Source organism: Spirosoma montaniterrae (assembly GCF_001988955.1).
Classification (GTDB): Bacteria; Bacteroidota; Bacteroidia; order Cytophagales; family Spirosomataceae; genus Spirosoma; species Spirosoma montaniterrae.
In genome coordinates, this window is record NZ_CP014263.1 from 2661231 (window position 1) to 2684906 (window position 23676).

Annotated in this window: 21 protein-coding genes; 14 read left to right on the forward strand and 7 right to left on the reverse strand. The window is 53.0% G+C overall.

Annotated elements, in window-relative coordinates:
- Positions 1 to 3 precede the first annotated feature (3 nt).
- The 6 genes from AWR27_RS11590 to AWR27_RS11615 all read right to left on the reverse strand — a co-directional run bounded on the left by AWR27_RS11590 (position 4) and on the right by AWR27_RS11615 (position 10307).
- Positions 4 to 3327, reverse strand: a complete 3324-nt coding sequence (locus tag AWR27_RS11590) for a SusC/RagA family TonB-linked outer membrane protein (protein ID WP_198045131.1) — start codon at positions 3325 to 3327, stop codon at positions 4 to 6.
- 233 nt (positions 3328 to 3560) lie between these two features.
- Positions 3561 to 4649, reverse strand: a complete 1089-nt coding sequence (locus AWR27_RS11595; RefSeq protein ID WP_077131321.1) for a FecR family protein — start codon at positions 4647 to 4649, stop codon at positions 3561 to 3563.
- A 174-nt stretch (positions 4650 to 4823) separates the two neighbouring features.
- Entirely contained in the window at positions 4824 to 5432 is a 609-nt protein-coding gene (locus AWR27_RS11600; protein WP_077131322.1) for an RNA polymerase sigma factor, read from the reverse strand.
- 91 nt (positions 5433 to 5523) lie between these two features.
- Positions 5524 to 7158 (reverse strand): UxaA family hydrolase, encoded by a 1635-nt coding sequence (locus AWR27_RS11605; protein WP_077131323.1) that lies wholly within the window; start codon positions 7156 to 7158, stop codon positions 5524 to 5526.
- A 140-nt stretch (positions 7159 to 7298) separates the two neighbouring features.
- A complete protein-coding gene (fucP, locus tag AWR27_RS11610) occupies positions 7299 to 8552 on the reverse strand; it encodes an L-fucose:H+ symporter permease (RefSeq protein ID WP_077131324.1) in 1254 nt (417 codons plus the stop codon).
- A gap of 219 nt (positions 8553 to 8771) precedes the next feature.
- Positions 8772 to 10307: a P-loop NTPase family protein gene (locus AWR27_RS11615; RefSeq protein WP_077131325.1), complete on the reverse strand. Its 1536-nt coding sequence runs from the start codon at positions 10305 to 10307 to the stop codon at positions 8772 to 8774.
- Between the two features lie 174 nt (positions 10308 to 10481).
- Between AWR27_RS11615 and AWR27_RS11620 the strand changes: the two genes are divergently transcribed.
- Positions 10482 to 12281, forward strand: coding sequence for an IPT/TIG domain-containing protein (locus AWR27_RS11620; RefSeq protein ID WP_077131326.1), 1800 nt, complete (start codon positions 10482 to 10484; stop codon positions 12279 to 12281).
- A 104-nt stretch (positions 12282 to 12385) separates the two neighbouring features.
- On the opposite strand, the gene AWR27_RS11625 is transcribed toward AWR27_RS11620, so the two are convergent.
- Entirely contained in the window at positions 12386 to 13324 is a 939-nt protein-coding gene (locus AWR27_RS11625; protein ID WP_077131327.1) for an NAD(P)-dependent oxidoreductase, read from the reverse strand.
- A gap of 203 nt (positions 13325 to 13527) precedes the next feature.
- Between AWR27_RS11625 and pdxA the strand changes: the two genes are divergently transcribed.
- The 13 genes from pdxA to AWR27_RS11690 all read left to right on the forward strand — a co-directional run bounded on the left by pdxA (position 13528) and on the right by AWR27_RS11690 (position 23634).
- Entirely contained in the window at positions 13528 to 14940 is a 1413-nt protein-coding gene (pdxA, locus tag AWR27_RS11630; protein WP_077131328.1) for a 4-hydroxythreonine-4-phosphate dehydrogenase PdxA, read from the forward strand.
- A 107-nt stretch (positions 14941 to 15047) separates the two neighbouring features.
- Complete coding sequence (locus tag AWR27_RS11635; RefSeq protein WP_077131329.1) at positions 15048 to 15935, forward strand: YicC/YloC family endoribonuclease; 888 nt, start codon at positions 15048 to 15050, stop codon at positions 15933 to 15935.
- A 34-nt stretch (positions 15936 to 15969) separates the two neighbouring features.
- Positions 15970 to 16884, forward strand: a complete 915-nt coding sequence (bla, locus tag AWR27_RS11640) for a class A beta-lactamase, subclass A2 (protein WP_157579197.1) — start codon at positions 15970 to 15972, stop codon at positions 16882 to 16884.
- Positions 16885 to 16896: 12 nt separating this feature from the next.
- Positions 16897 to 17475, forward strand: coding sequence for a GrpB family protein (locus tag AWR27_RS11645; protein WP_077131330.1), 579 nt, complete (start codon positions 16897 to 16899; stop codon positions 17473 to 17475).
- Positions 17476 to 17750: 275 nt separating this feature from the next.
- Positions 17751 to 18671, forward strand: coding sequence for an NAD(P)-dependent alcohol dehydrogenase (locus tag AWR27_RS11650; protein ID WP_077131331.1), 921 nt, complete (start codon positions 17751 to 17753; stop codon positions 18669 to 18671).
- 41 nt (positions 18672 to 18712) lie between these two features.
- On the forward strand, positions 18713 to 19078 hold the full coding sequence (locus tag AWR27_RS11655; RefSeq protein ID WP_077133944.1) for a DUF1801 domain-containing protein: 366 nt from the start codon (positions 18713 to 18715) through the stop codon (positions 19076 to 19078).
- 77 nt (positions 19079 to 19155) lie between these two features.
- Positions 19156 to 19374, forward strand: coding sequence for a Kazal-type serine protease inhibitor family protein (locus AWR27_RS11660; RefSeq protein ID WP_077131332.1), 219 nt, complete (start codon positions 19156 to 19158; stop codon positions 19372 to 19374).
- Positions 19352 to 19999: a succinate dehydrogenase/fumarate reductase transmembrane subunit gene (locus AWR27_RS11665; RefSeq protein WP_077131333.1), complete on the forward strand. Its 648-nt coding sequence runs from the start codon at positions 19352 to 19354 to the stop codon at positions 19997 to 19999. Before AWR27_RS11660 ends, AWR27_RS11665 begins: the two co-directional genes overlap by 23 nt.
- 160 nt (positions 20000 to 20159) lie before the next feature.
- Entirely contained in the window at positions 20160 to 20687 is a 528-nt protein-coding gene (locus tag AWR27_RS11670; RefSeq protein WP_077131334.1) for a DUF2975 domain-containing protein, read from the forward strand.
- Between the two features lie 3 nt (positions 20688 to 20690).
- Positions 20691 to 20897, forward strand: a complete 207-nt coding sequence (locus AWR27_RS11675) for a helix-turn-helix domain-containing protein (RefSeq protein ID WP_077131335.1) — start codon at positions 20691 to 20693, stop codon at positions 20895 to 20897.
- Between the two features lie 26 nt (positions 20898 to 20923).
- Positions 20924 to 21490 (forward strand): DUF7010 family protein, encoded by a 567-nt coding sequence (locus tag AWR27_RS11680; RefSeq protein ID WP_077131336.1) that lies wholly within the window; start codon positions 20924 to 20926, stop codon positions 21488 to 21490.
- A gap of 122 nt (positions 21491 to 21612) precedes the next feature.
- On the forward strand, positions 21613 to 22251 hold the full coding sequence (locus AWR27_RS11685; protein WP_077131337.1) for a DNA-3-methyladenine glycosylase: 639 nt from the start codon (positions 21613 to 21615) through the stop codon (positions 22249 to 22251).
- A gap of 222 nt (positions 22252 to 22473) precedes the next feature.
- Complete coding sequence (locus AWR27_RS11690; RefSeq protein ID WP_077131338.1) at positions 22474 to 23634, forward strand: 3-dehydroquinate synthase; 1161 nt, start codon at positions 22474 to 22476, stop codon at positions 23632 to 23634.
- The last annotated feature ends 42 nt before the right edge of the window (positions 23635 to 23676 follow it).

Sequence of the window (23676 nt, forward strand, 5' to 3'; positions counted from 1 at the left end):
TGATTAAAACGTGATGTCAATACCGGCAAAAACGCTACGGGCCTGTGGGTATATGCCCACGTCGACGCCCGCGCCGAACAGCCCGGCGGCCTGCGTGGGGCTACCTCCGCGTCCAATTTCGGGGTCGTAACCCGTGTAGCGCGTAAAGGTGAGCAGGTTCTGGCCCTGCACATACACCCGCGCCCCGCCCAGTTGCAGCGATTTGACGAGGGTGTTCGGAATGGTGTAGCCCAACTGCATACTTCGCAGCCGCAGATACGAGCCATCTTCGACATAGAACGACGACGACCGTCGATTGTTGGCTGGGTCCGAGAGCGTAGCACGGGGAATGTCGGTGTTGGTGTTTTGCGGGGTCCAGGCCCGCAATCCATCAATCAGCCTGTTGCCGCCAAAGTCGAGTAAGTGTTTGAATTTGTTGGCGTTCCAAATTTTGTTGCCCTGTACGCCCTGAATGAACATACTCAAATCGAAGCCCCGGTACGACGCGTTGAAGATGGCTCCATACTCAAATTTAGGCACGGGGCTACCGAGGTACGTCCGGTCGCTGTTGTTGAGTCTGCCATCGCCGTTGAGGTCTTTGTAGCGAAAGTCGCCGGGCCGCACATTCAGCCGCCCATCGGCGGTAATCTGATCCTGACTTTGGTAGATACCATCGACTACAAAACCGTAGAAGCTGCCCACCGGTTGCCCTACGTCGGTGCGGGTAGCCTGCAAGCTTTCCTGCGTAAATGTGCCACCGTTGATGGGGCTAACACCCTCGCCGAGTGCCAGCACGCGGTTGCGGATGGTGCTGAAATTACCCGTAATGCTGTATTTAAGGCCATTGCTGCCGGGCCGGTGGTTATACGTACCGGCAAATTCAAAACCCTGGTTGCGGATGGTGGCCGCGTTTTTAACGATGCTGCTGCCCACGCCCCCGTACACCGGAATGGGTAGATTGGTTAGAATCCCTGCCGAACGCCGGTCGTAATAATCCATAACAACGGTGAACTTGCCATTCCAGAAACTCAGGTCGGTACCAATGTCGGTAGTGCGGCTGGTTTCCCACACCACATTAGGGTTGGCAAAGTTGGTCAGGGCCGTGCCAGGCCGAACGCCGTTGGCAAAGAAATAACTGGCATTGATGTTCAACACGCTGGTAGTTACGTAGTTGCCGATGTTCTGCGAACCTAATACGCCGTAGCTGGCCCGCAGTTTCACATCGTTCAGTACGTCATTTTTCGGAAAGAAATTTTCTTCGCTGATACGCCAGCCCGCCGAGATAGACGGGAACGTACCGAAGCGGTTCTGCTCGGCAAACCGCGACGAGCCATCGCGCCGGAGCGTGGCCGACAGCAGGTATTTGCCCGCAAAGTTGTAGTTGATCCGCCCCAGAACCGACTGGAGCGCACTCCGCTGAATGTCGCCCGTGGCATTTACCCGCACCGTCGATGCATCGATGACACGGAGCGAATTCGTCGGAAAATCGGCTCCCGTGGCTCCCAGCGACCTAAATTCGTTTAACTGCTGTGTATAGCCCGCCAGCACGTCGAATGAATGTTTGCCGAACGATTTACTGTAGTTGAGCGTGTGCTCAATCAGCGTACCGAGGCCGCGAATGTTGTTTTCGTCTAAGCGCGACACGTTGTTGAATGCCTCCTGTGAGGTGCTGAAAAAGAACGTCGGCAGGTAGTTGAACGAGTTACCAACGGTGTAGTCGAGTCCCAGATTCAATTTGTAGCGCAGGCCATCGATAATCTGGTATTCGGCTCCCAAACTGCCCAGCACCTGATCGTTGGTGAGCCGATTTTCGTTCAGAAACGACAGCCCATACCAGTTGATACCGCGCGGCAGGCCGTTGAAAACCGGGTCGATACCGGCAAAACCACCATCGTTAGCTGGGTTGAAGACTGGAATCGTCGGTATTTCACCCCGTTCGCGGCCCCAGTACACGTTGGGTCTGTTGATGGCCCGCGATACCGACAAAGCTTCGGTAAGCCGAAAACGGCCCTTTGTGAAGGTGGAGTTGGCGCGGAAGTTATACCGCTTGAACCCAGAGTTGACCACAATGCCTTTCTGGTCGAAATACTGCCCGGAGATGTAGAATTTAGCGTTTTCGTTGCCCCCCGACAGGTTCAGGCTGTAGTCCTGCACGGGTGCCGAACCGCTAATGGAAAGCTTCTGCCAGTCGGTATCGATTGCCGGATTGAAGGCTGTAGTGTTGGCCGGGGCGCGGGGTTGCCCGTCGTTGTCGGCGGCCTGATTGATGTAGTCGGCATACTGACGGGCGTTCATAAAGTCGAGCCGGTTGGTTGGTCCCTGAATACCCACCTTCGCGCTGAAGTTAATGCGGGTTTGGCCGGTACCACCCTGCTTGGTTGTTACCAGCACCACACCGTTGGCCGCCCGGTTTCCGTAAATGGCCGCTGCCGACGCATCTTTCAGAATCTCAATGCTTTCAATATCGTTTGGATTCAGGAAATCCATGGAGGTCGTGATATTACCATCGATGACATAGAGCGGCTGGTCGTTACCGAACGTACCCGTACCGCGCACAATCACGCTCACGCCCGCGCCCGGTGCGCCCCCCGCATTCTCAACCCGCACTCCCGACACTTTACCCTGAATCAGTGCCGAGGAGTTGGCGGTGGTGATGTTGTTGATGTCCGACGTTTTGATCGAACCGATGGCTCCCGTTACGTTGGCCCGGCGTTGTGTACCATAGCCTACCACGACTACTTCTTCCAGAATTTTGTCGTTCGGAGTTAGGCTAACATTCAGCGTCGATTGGTTGCCCACCACAATTTCCTGCGACAGGTAGCCCACAAAGCTGAACACCAGCGTTACGCCCGGCCCTGACACGCTTAGGCTGTATTTGCCCTGCGGATCGGTGACAGTTCCCTGCGAGGTGCCTTTGACCACCACGCTAACGCCCGGTAGCCCGCTGCCTTTTTCATCGACCACTGTACCCGAAATCGTTACGGCCCGTTCAACGGCAGTAGTAAAATCGGGCTGCGGCAGAGACATTACCGACGTGCTGCCCACCACCCGCACCAACACAATTTCCTGATCATTGGCCTGATATGTCAGATCCAGCGGTTTCAGCAGTAAATCGAGTACAATGCTCAGCGGCTGGTTAACGGCGTCGAGGGTTACAGGCCGGTTAGCTTTAATAACGGTAGGGCTATACGTAAACCGCGCATTGGTCAGTTTACTCAATTGTGCCAGTACCGTCTTTATAGGCTTGGCTGTTACGTGCAGGCTAACCCGGCGGTTCAGAACCTCCTGGGCACTGGCAGGCCCGGCAACGGCGATGCCTGCCAGTGCGGCCAGTAAAACAAATTGCATGAACGTGACTCGCATAACCCAATACAGTTGCCTGTGGGATGACGTAAAAAACTTCATATTTTTAAGCCGTTTTTGTGAATTCTATCTCAGAGCGTGCAAAAACTATCCGTAGCGTGTGTTGTGGAAGACGGCACTGCGGTCATTGGGCGGGCGGGTGATGCTGATACCATCACCCGCTTTGTCGTGTTCGGAAGGTAAGCGATTTGTTTAGGGCATAAGCATGGCCGTTGAGGTTAGCAACCGGAACTCTCGATACGAATCTGTCCGTCGGTAATGGTGTAGGTGGCACCAATGGCCTGACAGATGAAACTGAGTCGTTTAATCAAACTTTCATTCGTAAACGTGGTCGTGATGGTACAGTTGGCTAAAGCTGCTTTATTGTAGTCGATTGTTAGTCCGTAGATAGCTTCGAGCCGGGTTAGTACTTCGTTCACGGGCCGTTCATCGAAAACCAGTTCAGTTGGTATGGTTGCCAACGGCAATGGTTCAGGAGCGGGCACTAATTCGCGCCGTAGATGGGCCGTGCGCGTCACGAAAACAGCCTGCTGATTGGGTGTTAGTTGTACGCCCTTCCAATCAGACCGCGCCACCGCCGTTGTGGTTGGGCGGGCATATACCGACACTTTACCCGTTCGCACCGATACCTGCACGGTCGGCTCATAACCGTAGGCTTTAATCCGAAAACTCGTACCCAACACTCGCGTCACGGTCTGACCCGCATACACCAGAAAAGGCTGGGCCGGACGTTTCTCCACCTCGAAAAATGCTTCGCCCGTCAGAAAAACGACTCGGCTGTCAGCCGAAAATACCGTTGGGTAGGTAAGCTGACTTTTGGGCTGTAGCACCACCGTGCTGCCATCAGCCAGCCGTAACCGCAGAGGCTGTTGGCTGGTATTGAGCCGCTCTTGCATCAGTGTTGCAGCCTTGTCAACGGGTGGCTGATAGGCTTGCGGGTTTGACGTAGAAACCGCCCTAAACTGCCACCAGCCCAACGCGAGCAAAACACTGGCCGCTGCTGCCACCGAGAGCCAACGCAGAGGTCGAAACGTGATGACCCGACCCGTTGTCTGCTTACTATCAAGTTCTTGACGAATGCGCTGCCAAACCAGTTGTTCTTCGGCGGTATCTGCGTAGGCGGGCGCGGTAGCCTGCGCTAACTGCCGCACAACCTGCTCGGCCTGCCGAACGGTTTCGGCCTGATTAGGATACTGCTGGAGGTAGGCTTCCCAATACGCCGACGATTCAGCATCGGGCTTAAGCACCCATCGCCGGAAATTGTCGTTAGTAACGAGGTCTTGCCAAGAAGCGAACGGAGGAGTCATTGGTAGTGGCGTTATACTACCAATAGGGCAAACCATATGGTTTTAACTCAATTTTTCCCAAAAAAAGTTATTTTTTAGGGGAACACCCCACCCCAACCCCTCCCCAGAAGGGAGGGGCTTACCGGCGTAAGCGTTTTTAGCCCCTCCCTTCTGGGGAGGGGTTGGGGTGGGGTATCACCGAATCGGCAGCAAATGCAGCATGAGCATTGCCCACAAAACGCCCGTCAGCAGTTCGCGCAGGGTATGCAGTGCCCGGTTGATGTGGTTCGTGACCGACTGGCCGTTGATTGCCATAATCTGGGCAATTTCCTGATGGCTGAATTGGTGGTAAAAGGCCAGCGTCAGGGCTTCGCGCTGCCGTTGCGGAAGTTGCTCAATGCATTGGCGCAGACGCAGTTGCACCCGATCGGATGTTTCCTGCTCGGTAATTAACAAGTCGATGGCTGGAATGCCTATATCCTCTGCGTGTTCGGCCAGCGCGTGCGGATGGAGCAGCGGGTTGGTCCTGGTCGTTAGCTGCTCCGACAACTGATTACGCAGTACCCGGAATAGGTAAAACCGAACCGTACCTAAATCGCGGAGGGTGGCCCGCCGTTTCCAGACTTCCACGAAAACATCCTGCACCGCATCCTGCACCAGCGCGTGGTCGGCGCAAAGTCGTTTACCATAAGCGAGCAACGCCCGGCTATGCTGGTAGTATAACTGCTCGAACGCGCTGCAATCGCCCGCCCGGAAGGCGTTCCAGAGCGATGTATCATCTGAAAACGAGAGATGGTTTGCCATGATGACGTAAAGGAAGAGCTTCGCGGTACAACCAGAAATAAAACGAATCGTAGACAGGTTTTGCTTTTTTCAAGCCAAATTTCTTTTGTTCTTACAACGACACCCCGAACTGCCACGGAATGAAATCGTCCTGACCAAGTTGCTGGGCTTTGGTTTGTACCTCGCCACTCGCCAGCCGAATCACGTATTCCAGCAGCGCATCGCCCGATTGCCCGATGGTTTGTTCACCCCGAACGATGGGGCCGCAGTCGAAGTCGATAATGTCAGGCATTTTCTGCGCCAGAGCCGTGTTGGTTGCCACTTTCGCTACGGGGCAGATGGGGTTTCCAGTGGGCGTGCCTAAACCAGTCGTAAACAGAATGATGGTTGCCCCGGCGGCTGCTTTGCCAGTGGTAGCCAGCACGTCGTTGCCGGGCGTACAAACCAGATGCAGACCGGGCTGCGTAGCTATCTCCGTGTAATTCAGCACGTCGACAATAGGAGCCGTACCGCCTTTTTTGGCCGCCCCCGCCGACTTGATGGCGTCGGTAATCAGGCCGTCTTTGATATTGCCGACCGATGGATTCATGTCGAAACCCGCGCCCACGGCTTCGGCTTTGGCTGCGTACTCGCGCATGAGCGTTTCAAATTTGCGGGCTTTTTCTTCACTTACGCAACGGTCGATCAGGTTTTGCTCGACGCCACAGAGTTCGGGAAATTCGGCCAGCAGGGTAGTGCCGCCCAGGGCTACCAGCACATCGGAGAGGTACCCCAGCGCGGGGTTGGCCGAAATGCCCGAAAACCCATCCGAACCACCACATTTCAGCCCAACTACCAGCTTCGAGAGCGGAGCGGGTTGGCGCGTGAGTTTGTTGGTTTCGGTCAGGGCCGCAAACGTTTGGCCGATGGCGTCTGAAAGCATGGCAAACTCGGTGCCGTATTGTTGCTGCTCAAAAAACAGGATGGGCTTATCGAAAGCCGGATTACGCTTCTGAATTTCGGTCAGCAGGTCGTCGTACTGCGTTTTCTGACAACCGAGGCTCAGCACCGTCAGCCCAGCCACGTTTGGGTGGTTGGCATAAGCCGCAAACAGAGCCGCCAGCAGAGCCGAATCCTGATTTGTGCCGCCACAACCCATCTCATGCGTCAGAAACTTGATACCGTCCACGTTCGCAAAATACGGCTTCGGCGCGGGGGCCGGAGCGTCGGGCAGGTTCGCCATCGACGCGCCCGTTTCGTACTGCAATCGCCATGCCCGCACCTGTTGCTGGTAGGTATCGGGTTGGGCATAGCCCAGTTCGCGCTCGAAGGCATCCTTCAGTTTCTGAATGTTCCGGTTTTCGCAGAACACTAACGGCAGCACGAGCCAGTAGTTGGCCGTACCTACGCGCCCATCGGAGCGGTGATAGCCCATGAACGAGCGGCCCTGCCAGCGCAACACGTCGGGGGGCAACCACGGTTGCGGTTTGCGCCGGTCGGTCGAGTAAGGTTCGGCCTCGTGGCGGAGATTGAAGGTCGTAATTTGTTCGCCCTGCCCGATAGGCTGCGTGGCTTTACCAACCAACACGCCGTACATAGTCACCGGGTCGCCGGGGGTCAGATCGTGCAGCACAAATTTATGTTTAGCCGGAATGCTTCGTGGCAACGTAAAGCTATGACCGTTGGAGACGATGGGCGTTCCGGCGGGCAAATCCTGCAAGGCGACCAGCACCGTATCGGTCGGTTCGAGTTTAAGATATGTTTTCATTCGTTATACAAGTAAGGGGTTATTACACAGAGACTCACGGAGCAGACACGGAGCTACACCGAGGATAATCTTAAAAAAAGCTCTGTGTATCTATTTTTCTCTTTGTGCATCTCTGTGTAATAGCTGCAATGCCCCAAACGTTAGTGAGCCGCCTGCACGGTGATTTCTTCGCGGGCGGTGGTTTTTCGGGCAAAATAAAAGACAACGATAAAACACAGAGCCGGTACAATGTAAGCCGTCTGGATGTTGCTGATGTCAGACACGCGGCCCATAACGACAGGAAATAAGGCCCCACCCGCAATAGCCATTATCACCAGTGACGAACCCACTTTAGTTTGTGGTCCCAGCCCGTAGATGCTGAGTGAAAAAATCGTCGGAAACATAATTGACATAAAAAATTCGGTGCCGATGAGTGCGTACACCGCCACGGACCCCCCTGTGCCTACAGCCACCAACAGCAGTACAACGTTTATTAACGAGTAGATTCCCAGCAGTTTATACGGCGCAACATACCGCATTAAAGCTGTACCGGCAAACCGGCCTAACATAAAACCCAGCAAGGCCACCGATAGATAAAAGGCCCCTGTTTTTTCGTCAATGCCAGCCGCCTGTTCTACAAATCGAATGAAAAAACTGGAAATGCAAACCTGCGCTCCAACGTAGAAAAACTGCGCCAGTACGCCCAGCATCAGGTTTCGCTGCTGCCACAGGTTATTCGTGTCGGTACTGACCAGTTCGTCGGCAGGTTCGGCAATGTCGGGCAGGCGGGTACGCCAGATGAGCACGGCCACCAGCAACACCACCACGCCAATCACGATGTAGGGCATTTGCACCGCAGTTGCTTCCTGATCGAGCAGCCGGTCGACCTGATCGGGGGGCATTCCGGCCAGATCAGCTTCTGAGATGGCCCGGCCCGACAGAATAAACAATCCGCCAACCAGTGGAGCCAATGTGGCAGCCAACCCGTTGAACGACTGCGCCAGGTTGAGCCGCTGCGTGGCCGTACTCGGTTCGCCAAGCACCGTAACATAGGGGTTAGCGGCTGTTTCTAAAAACGTTAATCCACTGGCTATCACAAACAAAGCCAACAGGAAAAACCCAAATACGCGTGTATCGGCGGCTGGATAAAACAGAAACGCGCCTACCGCAAATAGCAACAGCCCCGTCAGAATACCAGCTTTGTAGCCGTACCGCTTCATAAGCAACCCCGCCGGAATAGCCGTTACGAAGTAGCCAATAAAAAACGCCGAGTCGATCAGCGACGATTGCAGGTCGGACAACTGACAAGCTTTTTTCAGGTGTGGAATCAGAATTGGATTCAGGTTATGGGCGAAACCCCACAGAAAAAAAAGAACGGTAATCAGAATGAGCGGAGTCCGATAGGGGTTGGACATGAGTTCGTAGCGAGTGAGTTTACGAATAACAAAGTAGTAGGACTATATAAAGATTTTGTTTTATCTGTTTACCCAATCATACCACTATATTGGCAATAATTATTCGTGATTACCGATTTTTTAGCCAATATGCCGACAAAAGGAAAAAAAAGCCGCAACTACCAGACAGGCAATTGCGGCTTACCGTCGCACTCTCCCCAACGAAGAGCGGTGAGGTTATTAGTACTTGTCGTCTTCGTCCTCCTCCTCATCTTCGTCGCCGAAGGCTTTGCCGGGGTTGAACATCGAGCCGAGCAGGTCTTTGAACTGCTGCCCGGTATCCATCGGTGTTTTGCCCACCATTGAATGCTCAGCGAGACCGTGGAGCGCGAATTCCATCATGAACAACTTTTCGGCTTTGCTCAGGCGAGAATGGTACTGATCAACCACGTCGTCAAGCCCGTCTATGGTACGGAGCCGGGCTTCGTAATCGCGATTGGTCAGGTCGTTGAGCATGTCCATCGTGTTGCCGTCGCCGAACCAGTCGGTAATTTTTTTGTACGGATTGCCGCGCTTGTCTTTTTTTGCTTTTTCAGGATTCGGGAAGTAGTTCAGAAACTGATTCCGAATGGCTTTCCCGATCAGGTTCTGTGCTACGATTACCGGCCCTTCTACCTCGCCTTCGTACACCAATTCGACCTTGCCACAGATGGCCGGCACAGCACCGTAGAGATCGGCGATGCGGACATACGTTTCCTTTTCGCCGTTCAGCAACGACCGCCGTTCAGCCGCCGACAGCAGGTTCTCGTAGGCCGATATGGTCATCCGGGCCGATACCCCACTTTTTGCGTCAACGTACTCACTTTCACGGGCTTCCATTGCCACCTGCTCAATCAGGTCGGCCACGAGGTCGTTGGTTTTTACCATGCCTTTCTGCTCCGTTTTCACGATGGCCTCCTGCATCGTAATCTTCTTACCGATGGAAATCGACTTCGGATAGTGGGTCACAATCTGACTGTCGATACGGTCTTTCAGGGGCGTCACGATGCTGCCCCGGTTGGTGTAATCTTCCGGGTTAGCGGTGAACACGAACTGAATATCGAGCGGCAGGCGCAGCTTGAAACCCCGAATCTGAATGTCGCCTTCCTGCAAAATATTGAACAGCGACACCTGAATACGCGCCTGTAAATCAGGCAGTTCGTTGATGACGAAGATACAGCGGTGCGAGCGCGGAATCAGCCCGAAGTGAATCGTCCGTTCGTCGGAATACGGCAGTTTGAGCGTTGCGGCTTTGATCGGGTCAACGTCGCCGATAAGATCAGCCACCGACACGTCGGGCGTAGCGAGTTTTTCGGTGTAGCGATCTGAGCGATGTAGCCACGAGATGGGCGTAGCGTCGCCTTTTTCGGCAATCAGGTCGTGAGCATAGCGCGAGAGCGGGTGGAGCGGATCGTCGTTGAGTTCCGAACCGGCCACAACAGGAATGTACTCATCGAGCAGATTCACCATCAGGCGGGCAATGCGGGTCTTAGCCTGCCCGCGCAGACCCAGCAGATTGATGTGGTGCATCGACAAGATAGCCCGTTCTACATCGGGAATAACCGTTTCTTCGTACCCCCAGATGCCGGGAAAAACAACCTCTTTTTCTTTGATGCGTTCGATGAGGTTGTCCCGCAGTTCCTGTTTAATCGAGCGAGGCTCATAGCCAGCGGCTTTCAGTTCGCCCAGGGTGTTAATTGTCAGTAAGCGTGATGGTTTCAGGCTGCGGTAGTTCATTGTTTGTTAGTGATAAGTGATGAGAGATGAACGATAAGTAATTAGAAGTAACTCATCACTCATCGTTCATCTCTCATCACTTATTGAACAGGCTTTCGGAAGAAATGGTTTTTAGACGCTGAAAATGGCTAATTTTACAGGCTATTAGTTGTGAGAGGGGTTGTTTTGCCAACTATGAGATCACCTTTTTATTTCTTACTTATAAGTATCTTTCTGGCTTGTTTGTCGGCCTGCCGGGTGCAGAACAACCCGCCCGAACTGCTGAAAGTTTCGCCCAATACGGCTTACGTTGACCGCGAGGTAGCTCTGTCGGGTTATCAGTTTGGCAGCGAGCCGGTCGTAACGTTCGGTGAGGCTGCATCGCTCGTAACGGCCCGCATTCTTTCCAGCGATGATAACAACATCCGGGTCTCGGTGCCGTTTGCGCCCCCCGGCCCTACGCAGATTCGGGTTCGCAACGATCAGGGCGTTTCAGACCCGCTGCCGTTTACGGTGCAGCAGCCCGCCCCGGCCCTATCGGCAGTAACGCCTGCCAATGGTCTGCCAGGCACAACGGTCGTATTGACAGGTAATTACCTGAACCAACTGCTTTCGATAAAATTCAGCGATGCCGACGCCGTTATCCGCGACAGTACAGCCCAAAAACTAACGGTTGTTGTCCCGGAGAATCTACCGCGCGGCCCGCTGAGTATTGTAGTCGAAACAAAAGGCGGCCAACTGCTTATTCCATTTATCGTGGCCGATACGCCACAAATTACCAGTATCAGCCCACGCTCTGTCCGACCCGGTGGCGAACTGCTTATTCAGGGCAAAAACCTGACCGATGGCATTGTTCGTATCAATGGTCTGCTTGTTTTTCCAACCAATACGACCGTCAAAGACAATGAAATACGGGCAACGGTGCCAGCCAACGCCACATCGGGCGTAGTAACAGTCACTGTATTTGAGCGATTGATAGCCACTTCTGCCGATTCCGTGAAGATTGTTCAGCAACCGTCGGTAGCTAATTTAAGCCTGCGCGACGGTATTGCGGGCGATAAAATCATACTGAACGGCCTGAACCTGCGCGATGTAACGAGCGTGACGTTTGGCACTACAGCCGCTGCCTTCCGGGTATTGAGCGATTCACAGATCGAGACTACCGTACCAACGTTACCCGCACCTGTTCAATTGGCCGTTTCGGTCGGCAGCGTAGGCGGGACGTTTACGGCCACCGATCCGTTTTTCTATTACGTGGCTCCCGGTGCCATCACATTCAGTCCGACGCGGGCACTGCGAAACGCGCAAATTATTATCACCGGCCAAAACCTGCACCGGATTACCGAGGTAAAAGTCAGTGGTTTTACAGAACCTATCATCGACCGAATAGAAGGGTCGCAACTGCGGGTCAGCGTACCGGCCAATGCACTGACGGGTGCCGTTACGGTTACGAACCGCGCGGGTTCGTCAACGGCGGCCCGGCAATTGGTGGTGATTCAGCCACCAGTTGTTACCGAGATTATTCCGACAAAGGCGCGGCCCGGCGAACGCGTGGTGCTGAAAGGTAATTTTCTGCTGAACGCCCGTATTTTGTTTACTGGCACTGCCGTTGCCGCTGCCGATGGAGGTCGCACGGAAGACAATGAACGGTGGGTGCTGGTGCCTGCCGATGCGCAAAGTGGTGTTATTCGGCTAACCAACGAAGTGGGCGATGCCGTCACAACAGATGCGTTTACGGTACTCCGGCTGGCTGTAATTGCGGGGTTCGCTCCTCAAAGCGCGGTTGTTGGCGCCGACGTTACCATTACGGGCCAACACATGAGTTCGGTGAAAGAAGTGCGTTTTAACGGTGGAGCGTCTCTCCCGGCTCCGTTCCGGCTTTCGGGCAACGCGTTGATTGTCACCGTTCCTGGTTCGGCCACCACTGGTCAAATCTGCCTCACCACCGACGCAGGCGTGTCGTGTACAACAGGAAATTTTACAGTGGTCAGGTAGAGACGCAAGATGTTGCGTCTCTGGCACCGGATGGCGTTTGCTGACGCATGCAAAGGCTGACGCATAAGGAGACGCAACATCTTGTCGCTCCGGCGCACCGGTCTCTACAGGTTCATCAACTGTCGTACCAGCACTTCGTTGATTCTGACGTAACTTTCGTGTGTCCAGCCTGCGATATGGGGCGTCAGCACTACCCGATCCGACTGCCGGAGGTAATCGAAGGCGGTTTGTTGTTCAGGGCTGAGCTTTGCTAACTTCTCGTTTTCGAGTACGTCTAAACCAACTCCGCGTAGTTTACTGCTTTTCAGGCCGCGCACAATGGCCGACAACGAGGCTATTTCGCCCCGCGATGCGTTGAGGAGATAAAACGGTTTTGCCATTTGTGCAATGAATGCATCGCTGATGAGCATCCGGGTTTCGTCGGTCAGCGGAATGTGCAGACTCAGTACATCGGCTTCGGCCATAAGCTCTTCCATAGTGGCTTCCTGCGCGTAGGCATCGCCGTAATCGGTGCGGTATTTGTCGTGCGCCAGTACGCGGCATCCAAAGCCGCTGAGCCGCCGGGCCGTGGCACTTCCGTTGTTGCCATACCCAATCAAACCTACGGTCAGACTACCAAGTTCGTAGCCCCGGTTGCCTTCACGGTCCCAGATGCCCTGCCGTACCTCGCGGTCAGCTTTCAGGATGTTTGCCAGCAGCACCAGCAGCATGCCTACAACCTGTTCGGCCACGGCGTCGCGGTTGCCCTCGCCCGCATGAAAAACCCGAATACCGCGCCGGTTGGCAGCGTCGAGGTCGATCAGGTCAAGCCCGGCTCCAGCACGACCTATAAATTTCAGATGTGGGGCGTGGCTGAGTAGCTGCTCGTCAACGTTAGTTTTGCTTCGGATAATGAGTCCGGTAAAGTCTGGAAGGCGGTTGAGTAAGTCGGTTCGGGTAATGGCAGGCTGGTAATCAAACGAGTAGCCGGCATTGGTCAGCATCGCAAACAGCGACGGGTGCATTTCATCGGCAACGAGAATGGTGGGTGAAGTGGGAGACATCCGTATGGTTTTCGTAACTTGCGCGTTATTAACCTCACCCCCGACCCCTCTCCTGAAATCAGGAGAGGGGAGAAAACCATCTGGGACTGCTCCGCCCTCCTGCTTTCAGAAGAGGGGAGAAAACCATCTGAGATTGCTCCCCCCTCTCCTGATTGCAGGAGAGGGGTCGGGGGTGAGGTTAATGGCGAAACTAACGAAAGTAGATGGAACAACGCCAATCCGATAATGTAAACGATACCCGCCCCGAACCGTCGGACAGCGAGCCGGTTGTTAATCAGCCAGTTAGTGAAGGCCCGGTCAGTAGCGGAAAAGCGGCACCCGAACAACGAAACAACCCACAGCATCGGCGTGACCGCGACAATCGGGAGAACCGTAACAATGGTACTAACCGCTCCAACGGCGGTCAGCCGCGCGAAGACCGGCCAAACGACCGGCGTGGCGAACCCAAAAACGGCGACGAATCCCGCCGACCCAGCCGGGAAGATCGCCCGAATCGCGATGAGCGCGAAAACCGGCAGCGCGACGACGACGGTAGCCCGCGCGGGAGCAATCGCAGCGAGGCACCGAGTCAGGAGAACACCGGGCGCGAAGATCGGTTGGTGATCGGCATTTCGCTGGGCGACTATAATGGCATTGGCCCTGAAGTCATCCTCAAAGCTCTGCAATACAACCGATTACAGAAAATTTGTACGCCCGTTATTTATGGCTCGATGCGGATTCTGAATCGATACCGCAACCTGCTGGAAATGAAAGACTGGAACCTGAATGGGGCACAAACGATTGGTCAGATCAGCCATAAACTGACCAACGTTATCACCTGCTTCCCCGATCAAAATCAGGATATTCAGCCGGGGCAGGTAACGCCCGAAGCCGGGCAGGCCGCGCTGGCCTGTTTGCAACGTGCCGTCGACGACCTGAAAGACAACAAGTTAGATGCACTCGTCACGGCTCCAATCAATAAATACAACATTCAGTCAGACGAGTTTAAGTTTCCGGGACATACTGAATTTCTGGCCGAACAATTTGGCGTACAGGACAATCTGATGTTCATGGTCAGCGAACGCCTGCGCGTGGGCGTTGTAACGGGACATATTCCGCTGGGTCGCGTTCGGCAGAACGTCACGCGCGAACGCATCTCGCAGAAGCTGACACTTATGATACGGTCGCTGAAGCAGGATTTTGGCATCGACAAACCCAAAATTGCCGTGCTGGGTTTGAACCCTCACGCGGGTGAAGAAGGGTTATTGGGCAACGAAGAGAACGACGTTATCAAGCCGCTGCTGGCCGAATGGCGCAACAAAGGGCATTTGGTATTTGGCCCCTACCCCGCCGATGGCTTCTTCGGTACGCGCAGCTACGCTAAGTTCGATGCCGTGCTGGCGATGTACCACGATCAGGGGTTGATTCCGTTTAAAGCCATTGCCTTTGAAGAAGGCGTTAATTTCACTGGCGGGATGTCTATAATACGTACCTCGCCCGACCACGGCACCGCCTACGACATTGCCGGGAAAAACCTCGCCGACGAAACGTCTATGCTGCAAGCCATTTACACGGCTATCGACATTGCCCGCAAACGAAAAGAATTTTTAGAAACCGAAGCCAACGCACTGAAATGAGTTGTAGAGTTGTAGGGTTATAGGGTTACAAAGTTGTCGGATGGCAGCGGAGTTAACTCTACAACTCTACAACTCTACAACTCTATAACTCTACAACTCTATAACCTATGCTTAAATCCATGACCGGTTTCGGTAACGCGACAATAGAGACCGAGAGTTTATCGGTAACTGCCGAAGTCAAGACCCTGAATTCTAAGTTCTTAGATATTTATTGTCGATTACCCCGGCAATTTGCCGATAAAGAAATTGAGTTGCGGTCGTTGTTGACGCAGCAGCTTGAGCGCGGTAAAGTCGAAGTGTCGGTCAATGTTTCGCGCACGAATGCCGTGCGGCCCGGTGTGGTTATCAACCGCCCACTGGTGGCAGCCTACGTCAGCGACCTGAAAGAGACAGCCAACAGTATGCTGATGAGCATTCCCGACACCGACGTGCTGCAACTGGCTCTGCAACAACCCAATGCTTACCTAACCGACACACCCGAAACCACCGCCGATACCAACGAATACGCTACAGTACGGGCGGCAGTTGAAGAGGCTATTCGCCGGTGCGACGATTTTCGGCGGCAGGACGGAGCCGTACTCGAGCATAAGTTTCAGGAGTATATTCAGATTATCAGCGACCGGCTCGATGCCATTGAAGAACACGACGTCCGGCGCATTCCTGCCGTGCGCGACCGACTACGAAACTCGGTTCGCGAATTGCTCGAAAGCGAATCCTTCGACCAAAATCGCTTCGAGCAGGAACTGGTCTATTACGTCGAAAAATTTGACATTTCGGAAGAGAAAGTCCGGTTGAAAAACCACCTCGGTTACTTTCTGGAAGTGCTGTCGACCGAAGAGGCCAATGGTAAAAAACTGAATTTTATTTCCCAGGAAATTGGCCGCGAAATCAACACCATCGGCTCGAAAGCCAACGACGCAACCATTCAGCGGTTTGTGGTGCAGATGAAAGATGAACTGGAGAAGATTAAAGAACAGACCATGAACGTGATATAGCAGCACATTTGCGTACGTTAAAAACAGCCAAAATCTGAAAATGATGAAAAAATCGGTTCAATTGGCAGCCTTGTTATTCGTTCTGATCGCCTACGAAACATCAGCCCAAACGACCGATGCGCTAAGGCAGAAACTACAACAAATCATTTCGACCAAAAACGCCGTTGTTGGGGTTTCAATCATTGCCAATAATGGTAAAGATACCCTTTCACTACACGGGAACAGGCATTGCCCAACGCAAAGTGTGTTTAAGTTTCATGCTGCGTTAGCCGTATTAGACCAAATTGACAAAGGAAAATTCTCGTTGGACCAGAAAGTAGCGGTACAGAAAAAAGACTTATTACCCGGATTCTGGAGTCCTCTACGGGAAGAAAACCCTGACGGAGGAAGTTTCGCCATATCGAAACTGATCCAATACGCTGTTTCTCAAAGCGACAACGTTGCCTGTGATGCTCTGTTGCGGCTACTGGGAGGGCCACAAGTCGTTGAAGGATACATCAGAGAAAACGGCATTAAGGATATATCCCTCAAATTCAACGAAGAAGATATGCAGGCGCAGTGGGATAACATGTTCCAGAATTGGACCACGCCCATAGCGGCAAGCGAGACGCTGAGAAAATTCTATGACACAGGTAATCAACTACTTTCTCCAAAAAGCTATGCCTTTATCTGGCGAATAATGAAAGAAACAACAACCGGGGAAGGCAGACTAAAAGGGCTATTACCTAAAGGAACGATTGTTGCGCACAAGACAGGTTCTTCGGGAACTAATAAAGAAGGTCTGACACCTGCCACCAATGATATAGGCATTGTGTTCCTGCCAAATGGGAATTATTTTATCATTAGCGTCTTTGTGGCTAACTCTACAGAAAATGACCAGACGAATGAACGAATAATCGCCGAGATAGCCAAGGCAACCTGGGACCACTACGCTACGGCGAAAAAATAAACCTGTCCGACAATGACGAATTTTATTGAGCCACATAAAAAAGAATGGAAAACTGAATTCGACAACCTGAGACGAGTTTTACTAAAAATACTTGACGGCTATGATGTAGACATTCAGCACGTAGGAAGTACGGCTATTTCAGGACTTCACGCCAAACCGATTTTAGATATTGACATCATAATTGAGAACAAACACCGTCTGGGCGAAATAGCTATTGAACTCGAAAAGGTTGGATACCAAAACAGGGGCGAGCAGGGTATTTCAGGTCGTTTTGCCTTCAGACAAACTTCTACCTTGACGCCTAAAACTGACCATGCTAAGAAATGGCAAAAACACCACCTCTACGTGTGTTTTGCTGACAGTTTAGCCTTGAAAAATCATCTTTTATTTCGTGACGCATTGTTGCTCGACGAAAAACTTGTCGAGCAATACTCGCTGCTGAAAATCAGGCTGACAAAAGAAAATGGAATGACCAGAGACAAGTACACCGAGCGAAAGACAGATTTTATTGTTTCTGTTCTGGAAAGTCTCGGATTGGACAAAAAGGAACTCCATAAAATCACAAGTGAAAACTGTACCGATAGGCTATGACCCGATTCTTTTTTCAGGTGGCAGTGAAGTTCTGACCGCTTATCCCATTCAGGTTTATTAAAAAAAGATCAGTCAGTAGTATTGCAGGAAATACGACTGACCATGGCGAACGAGCTATTTGATTTTATTGCCCGGTACATGCCTCTGACCGAGGGTGAAAAGCAGGTCATTTAAGCGGGTGCAGCAGAACGCTAAAGCATTGGTGTAGAAGCTGCTTCTTTCTTGGCGAAAGTCAACGAGTTGAGCCGTCGACTACACGTAGATTTGCATCGATCATGAAATCTGTTATTTACAAAGCCTACGGACCTCCATCGGTATTGCACCTCGCCGAGGTGGAGAAGCCCCAACCCAAGTCCAACGAGGTGCTTGTACAGGTCTATGCCTCAACCGTTACGTCGGGGGCAGTCTGGGTCCGGCAGGGGCGTTTCCCCGGTTCTTCGTTTTTTACGCTCGCGCTTCGGCTGATGTTCGGCATTACCAAACCCCGTCGGCCCATTCTGGGCTTCGAGTTTTCGGGCATAGTAGAAGCGGTGGGACCGAACGTAACGCGCTTCCGTGCCGGCGATGCGGTGTACGGCACTACCACTGGCCTGCCCAATGGGGCGTATGCCGAGTACGTATGCGTGCCCGAACGCTGGTCGCAGGGGGTTATTGCGAAAAAACCAGCCCAACTGACGTTCGAGGAGGCTGCTGCGCTGCCCGTAGGTGGCATGACGGCCCTGCAACTGCTTGGCAAAACGCAATTACGGGCCGGGCAAAACATTCTGATCTACGGAGCTTCGGGCAGTGTCGGCACTTACGCCGTTCAGTTGGCGAAGCATGTTGGCGCAACCGTTACGGGCGTATGCAGCACCGCCAACGTATCGTTCGTACAATCGCTGGGAGCCGATACAGTTATCGACTATACTTGCACCGATATCACGCAGTATGGAGGTCAGTTCGACGTAGTGTTCGATGCCGTTGGCAAGCTCCCTGCCGCTACGCTTAAAACTCTATTGACCAACAACGGACGATACATATCGGTACGCTCCATGACCAACGAACGAACCGAACACCTCGATGCTCTCCATCAGATGATCGAAGCCGGGAAGCTAAGACCAGCCATCGACCGCACTTACCCACTCGAACAGATCGTCGATGCACACGAATACGTAGATACAGGCCGCAAGCGGGGCAACGTAGTGATATGTATTTGAGTCAGATACGAGTAGCTTCGCTTCCACCTAACATTGTTGGCATGAAAACGCTCGATAATTTCTACGCAAGTCTGCCCGACGCTACACAAAGCTGTTTGCTCGCTCTGCGCGATCTGATTCTGGCCCAAAGCGAACGCCTGACCCCGGCCTGGAAATGGAATACGCCTTTCTTCGATTATAAAGGCCGGTACCTGTTCTATCTTTCGGCCAGGCACAAGAAACTCGACTGCCCATACATCGGCGTTGTGAATGGTAATGAGTTCGACCACCCCGCCCTGACTCTGGGGAACCGAGCACAGATAAAAATCATGTTTATCAATCCTGAAGAAGACCTGCCCGTTGAGCAAATCACAGAGGTACTTCAACTGGCTATGGCACAACGTGATCAGCCCAACAGCCGAACGTAATTGTGCTGACCATTACAACCCTTTCAGCTTATAAGAAGTCTTTTACGTATTATTAACGCAACAAATACGCTACGTACATGAAGACGCTGCTAATCTCTGCCCTGCTCGTGTCTCTGTTTGGCTGCTCGCAGGAATCTGTCGAGAGTGATTGTGTAGAGAAAATAAACCCCGATATTGCCTGCACCATGCAGTATGATCCTGTGTGCGGGTGCAATGGAAAAACCTACGGAAACGCCTGTATAGCTGGTGCATCGGGCATACGTGTTGTAGCCAATGGCGATTGCAAAGCCAACTAACGCCCGACGCCTGCACTACTACGCCGGACTAACCATCGCGGTGTTTGTGGTGATGCACTTGATCAATCATCTCAGCAGCCTCTACGGGCCCGAGCGGCACATCGCCCTGATGCAAACGCTACGTAGCGTGTACCGCCATCCGGTGGCCGAAACGCTGCTACTGGGGGCCGTGCTGGTGCAGATTGGTTCGGGACTGCGGCTGTTTCGGGACACGCGCCACACGGCCACTACGTTCTTTGGGCGGATGCACCGCTGGACGGGGCTGTATCTGGCCATCTTCTTCGTCATTCATCTCAGCGCGGTGCTGGGTGGCCGCTGCGTACTGCACCTCGACACCAACTTTTACTTTGGCGTGGCTGGCCTGAATAGCTTTCCGTTCAACCTGTTTTTTGTACCCTACTACGGCCTCGCCATCCTGTCGTTTTTTGGGCACGTAGCGGCCATTCACCACAAAAAAATGAGCCGTACCGTAGCGGGTTTGTCGCCCACGGTTCAGGCCCGCGCCATCTTGTTGCTGGGCGCGGTCGTAACCCTGCTTATCGTCTACGGATTGACCAACGGCTTTCGGGGCGTAACGATCCCGGCGGAGTATGGAGTGCTGATTGGGAAGCCCATCGCGGAGTGAAAAGGCTATGCTATATGGACTGAAGCAAACGACCAGTGCTGTTTGCCAGCTATCAAGATAGCTAACCTTTCAACAAACAATAGCCGTATAAAATTAAATATTTATTGTTTTTCAATAAATATTTATTGATGTTTGCTACACAATCAAACAAAATACGCAAATGACAACCACTAACACTACGGTGCTGAAGATCATGAATGTGTTCTTCTGGATCGTGTTCATTGGGCTTTGTATCAAGACCGGCGCGTTGCTGGTTTCTCTCTTCGTCAGCCTGTTTGTGAATCCGGCTGGTGCCAAAAACCTCTACATGGGCCTTGACCTTTCGAATGTGCAGACATACAGTCAAAGCTATTACGTTCATCTGGCGTCCCTGATTATTGCGTTGAACGGCCTGAAGGCTTTTATCGCCTACTTAGTGGTCAAAATTTTCCTGAAGTTCGACCTATCGAAGCCCTTCAACCACGACATTACCGCGCTGATCAACACCATTAGCCATGTAGCATTAGGCGCGGGCATTGTAGCCATGATTGGGTCAGGGTCCAGTGACTGGCTGATGAAGCGAGGACACGTCGTGCCCATCAATTGGGGCGGGGGTGAGATTCTGTTCTTTGCGGGCGTGATTTATATTATCGCCATTGTATTTCAGAAAGGCACCGAGCTACAAACCGAGAACGATCTAACCGTATAGTCAATGCCCATTATTGTGAACTTAGACGTGATGATGGCAAAACGAAAAATATCACTCAATGAGCTTTCGGCCAAAGTCGATTTGACGTTGTCTAATCTGTCGATTCTGAAAACCGGCAAAGCCAAAGCCATCCGGTTCAGTACGCTCGAAGCGATTTGCAATGCCCTGGACTGTCAACCGGGCGATATTCTGGAGTACAAACCAGACTAATCAAACAAAAGCCATTCGCTACCACAATGACTACTCCTGCCCTTTCTCAGCCACCCGACCCCAAAGCACCCGAAACCATTGAGCAGGCGCAGCGCGACATGCGCCTGAGTTATGCTGCGGGAGCCGTCGGTATTTTTGTGTCGGGTACGGTATGGCTCGTTGCCGCGCTTGTGAATTTATACGTCTCCCCTCAACAGGCTATCTGGACGCTGTTGATTGGCGGAGCACTGATTCACCCGCTGAGTCTGCTGGTCTATAAAGTGCTGGGAATGAACCAGCAACATCATCCGCAGAACCCACTGGCGAAACTGGCCATGGAGGGAACCGTTTGGATGCTCATGTGCATTCCGCTGGCTTATGTTCTTTCATTTCAGCGCACCGAATGGTTTTTTCAGGGTATGTTGCTCATTATCGGAGGGCGTTATCTCACCTTTGCAACGTTATACGGTATGCGTCTGTACTGGCTGCTGGGAGCCGTGCTGGGTATTGCGGCAAACGTACTGTTTGTATTACAAGCCAATGCCTTCGTGTCGGCCCTCGCTGGCTCACTAACCGAAATCTGTTTCGGTTTCGTCATCTACCGACGCCGTTGACACGGCTGTGTCGTCCCTCCGGGACGCAACGTCGTGACCAGCCCCCGTCCCAGCGGGACGATACAGCGTAGCGTCGGTAGCGCGATGATAACATCTGACCTGCCAGATTCGTTGAACGTTGTATGCCGACCAAACTCCCGCTCTCGTTCTACGAGCAGCACGATACGCTGACGCTGGCGCAATTGCTGCTTGGCTGCGAACTCGTCCACGAATCGCCTGAAGGCCGCACGGCAGGAATTATCGTTGAGACCGAAGGATACATTACCGGCGACCCGGCCTGCCATGCCTACCGGCGCGAAACGAAGCGCAACGCGGCTATGTTTGGCCCGGCAGGTACGCTCTACGTCTATCAGATTTACAACCACTACAACTGCATCAACGTCGTGACCGGCCCGGCAGGCGTGGGCGAAGCCGTCCTGATTCGCGCCCTCGAACCGACCGAAGGTATCGAGTTAATGGAAATGCGCCGAAACGAAGCGTTTAAGACCGGCTTTGAACGTTACCGCCTGAACACCATCGACGCGCAAACACCGGAAGGGTTCCGTAACCTCTGCAACGGCCCCGGCAAGCTCGTCATCGCGCTGGGTATCGACCGACATCGGCACAACTTTTCGTCGCTTACAACCGGGCCAATTTCCATCTGCGGGCCGGTTCTACACGACTTTGAGCTGGTTACGACCACGCGCATTGGCATCAAATTCGGGGCCGATCTGCCTTACCGCTACTACATAAAAAGCAATCGGTTTGTCAGTAAAAAATAAACTGTCAGAACCATCAGAACCAGGATTAGCCGGGATTGGCAAGATTAAACAGGACTTATGCGCTGCACTTGTGTACAGACTGAAAGATTAGGTAAGCGCAGCGTAGAATCTTGTGGTAATTTTGTCAATCTCGGCTAATCCTGGTTCAGACATCATGGTTCAGATGGTTATGATTTGTATTTTTGGGAGACAAACGCAGCTACTCAATTGCCTTTGCTTTCCATGACCTACCTCCAGCAGGATTTTAGCGTTCGGTTTTCGTATCGCGTCTTTTTTACCGAACAACTTTTTCAGATAGACAACCCAACGCTTGCCGATTTTTTTGCTCAACAGGCCAGTGAGACTACGTCTAAAAAAGCCCTGTTCGTACTTGACTCAGGGGTTGTCGAAGCATTTCCATCGCTGTTGGCTGACATACAAACCTATTTCGGTCAACAAGTTTTGGGCGTTGATCTAATACACGATATGCTGGTGCTGCCCGGTGGCGAAGCGGCTAAAAACGACCCAACGCTGGTTGAGCAGATTGTTGATGCCGTTGACCGGTATGGTATCGACCGGCACTCGTTTGTGGTAGCTGTGGGCGGAGGTTCGATTCTGGATCTGGTGGGCTACGCAGCCGCCATTTCGCACCGGGGCATTCGGCACATACGCATTCCGACAACGGTTCTGTCGCAGAATGATTCGGGCGTGGGCGTTAAAAATGGCGTTAATTATCGCGGAAAGAAAAACTTTCTTGGCACGTTTGCGCCCCCCGTGGCCGTATTCAACGACAGCCTTTTTCTGACCACGCTCGATGACCGCGACTGGCGGGCGGGCATCTCGGAAGCCATTAAAGTGGCCCTTATTAAAGACGCTCAATTTTTTGCCTGGGTAGAAGCCAATGCGGAAGCCCTCGCCCACCGCGACGCAGCCGCCATGCAGTACCTGATTCACCGCTGCGCCGACATGCATCTCCAGCACATTGCTGCGGGCGATCCGTTTGAGCAGGGGTCATCGCGCCCGCTCGATTTTGGCCACTGGAGCGCGCACAAACTCGAACAACTGACTGATTTTGAGATCCGTCATGGCGAAGCTGTTGCTACCGGCATTGCGCTCGACACGCTCTACTCGAACCAACTCGGCTGGCTTTCCGACACAGATACGAACCGGGTGCTAACCACGCTCCGAACCCTCGGCTTTGTGCTCTACCACCCCCAACTCGATGCCGACAACAGCGCGACCATTCTGCGCGGCCTGTCTGAATTTCGCGAACATCTCGGCGGACAGTTAACCATTATGCTCCTACAGGCTATTGGTCGGGGCGTTGAAGTCCACGAAATGGATGAAAATCGTATTCGGCAGGTCATTGCCGTGCTGAAAGAACAGGAATTGGTGAACATGTAACGCGGGTGGGAACCCGCAGTAGTAAACTCACAATGCGGGTTC

Coding starts and splice junctions, on each gene's coding strand:
- AWR27_RS11615 (WP_077131325.1), bottom strand. CDS start 10,307: ATGAACTACCGCAGCCTGAAACCATCACGCTTACTGACAATTAACACC.
- AWR27_RS11650 (WP_077131331.1), top strand. CDS start 17,751: ATGAAATCTGTTATTTACAAAGCCTACGGACCTCCATCGGTATTGCAC.
- AWR27_RS11660 (WP_077131332.1), top strand. CDS start 19,156: ATGAAGACGCTGCTAATCTCTGCCCTGCTCGTGTCTCTGTTTGGCTGC.
- AWR27_RS11685 (WP_077131337.1), top strand. CDS start 21,613: ATGCCGACCAAACTCCCGCTCTCGTTCTACGAGCAGCACGATACGCTG.
- AWR27_RS11605 (WP_077131323.1), bottom strand. CDS start 7,158: ATGAAAACATATCTTAAACTCGAACCGACCGATACGGTGCTGGTCGCC.
- AWR27_RS11670 (WP_077131334.1), top strand. CDS start 20,160: ATGACAACCACTAACACTACGGTGCTGAAGATCATGAATGTGTTCTTC.
- fucP (WP_077131324.1), bottom strand. CDS start 8,552: ATGTCCAACCCCTATCGGACTCCGCTCATTCTGATTACCGTTCTTTTT.
- AWR27_RS11620 (WP_077131326.1), top strand. CDS start 10,482: ATGAGATCACCTTTTTATTTCTTACTTATAAGTATCTTTCTGGCTTGT.
- AWR27_RS11625 (WP_077131327.1), bottom strand. CDS start 13,324: ATGTCTCCCACTTCACCCACCATTCTCGTTGCCGATGAAATGCACCCG.
- AWR27_RS11655 (WP_077133944.1), top strand. CDS start 18,713: ATGAAAACGCTCGATAATTTCTACGCAAGTCTGCCCGACGCTACACAA.
- AWR27_RS11645 (WP_077131330.1), top strand. CDS start 16,897: ATGACGAATTTTATTGAGCCACATAAAAAAGAATGGAAAACTGAATTC.
- AWR27_RS11590 (WP_198045131.1), bottom strand. CDS start 3,327: ATGCAATTTGTTTTACTGGCCGCACTGGCAGGCATCGCCGTTGCCGGG.
- pdxA (WP_077131328.1), top strand. CDS start 13,528: ATGGAACAACGCCAATCCGATAATGTAAACGATACCCGCCCCGAACCG.
- AWR27_RS11665 (WP_077131333.1), top strand. CDS start 19,352: ATGGCGATTGCAAAGCCAACTAACGCCCGACGCCTGCACTACTACGCC.
- AWR27_RS11635 (WP_077131329.1), top strand. CDS start 15,048: ATGCTTAAATCCATGACCGGTTTCGGTAACGCGACAATAGAGACCGAG.
- AWR27_RS11690 (WP_077131338.1), top strand. CDS start 22,474: ATGACCTACCTCCAGCAGGATTTTAGCGTTCGGTTTTCGTATCGCGTC.
- AWR27_RS11680 (WP_077131336.1), top strand. CDS start 20,924: ATGACTACTCCTGCCCTTTCTCAGCCACCCGACCCCAAAGCACCCGAA.
- AWR27_RS11675 (WP_077131335.1), top strand. CDS start 20,691: ATGCCCATTATTGTGAACTTAGACGTGATGATGGCAAAACGAAAAATA.
- AWR27_RS11595 (WP_077131321.1), bottom strand. CDS start 4,649: ATGACTCCTCCGTTCGCTTCTTGGCAAGACCTCGTTACTAACGACAAT.
- AWR27_RS11600 (WP_077131322.1), bottom strand. CDS start 5,432: ATGGCAAACCATCTCTCGTTTTCAGATGATACATCGCTCTGGAACGCC.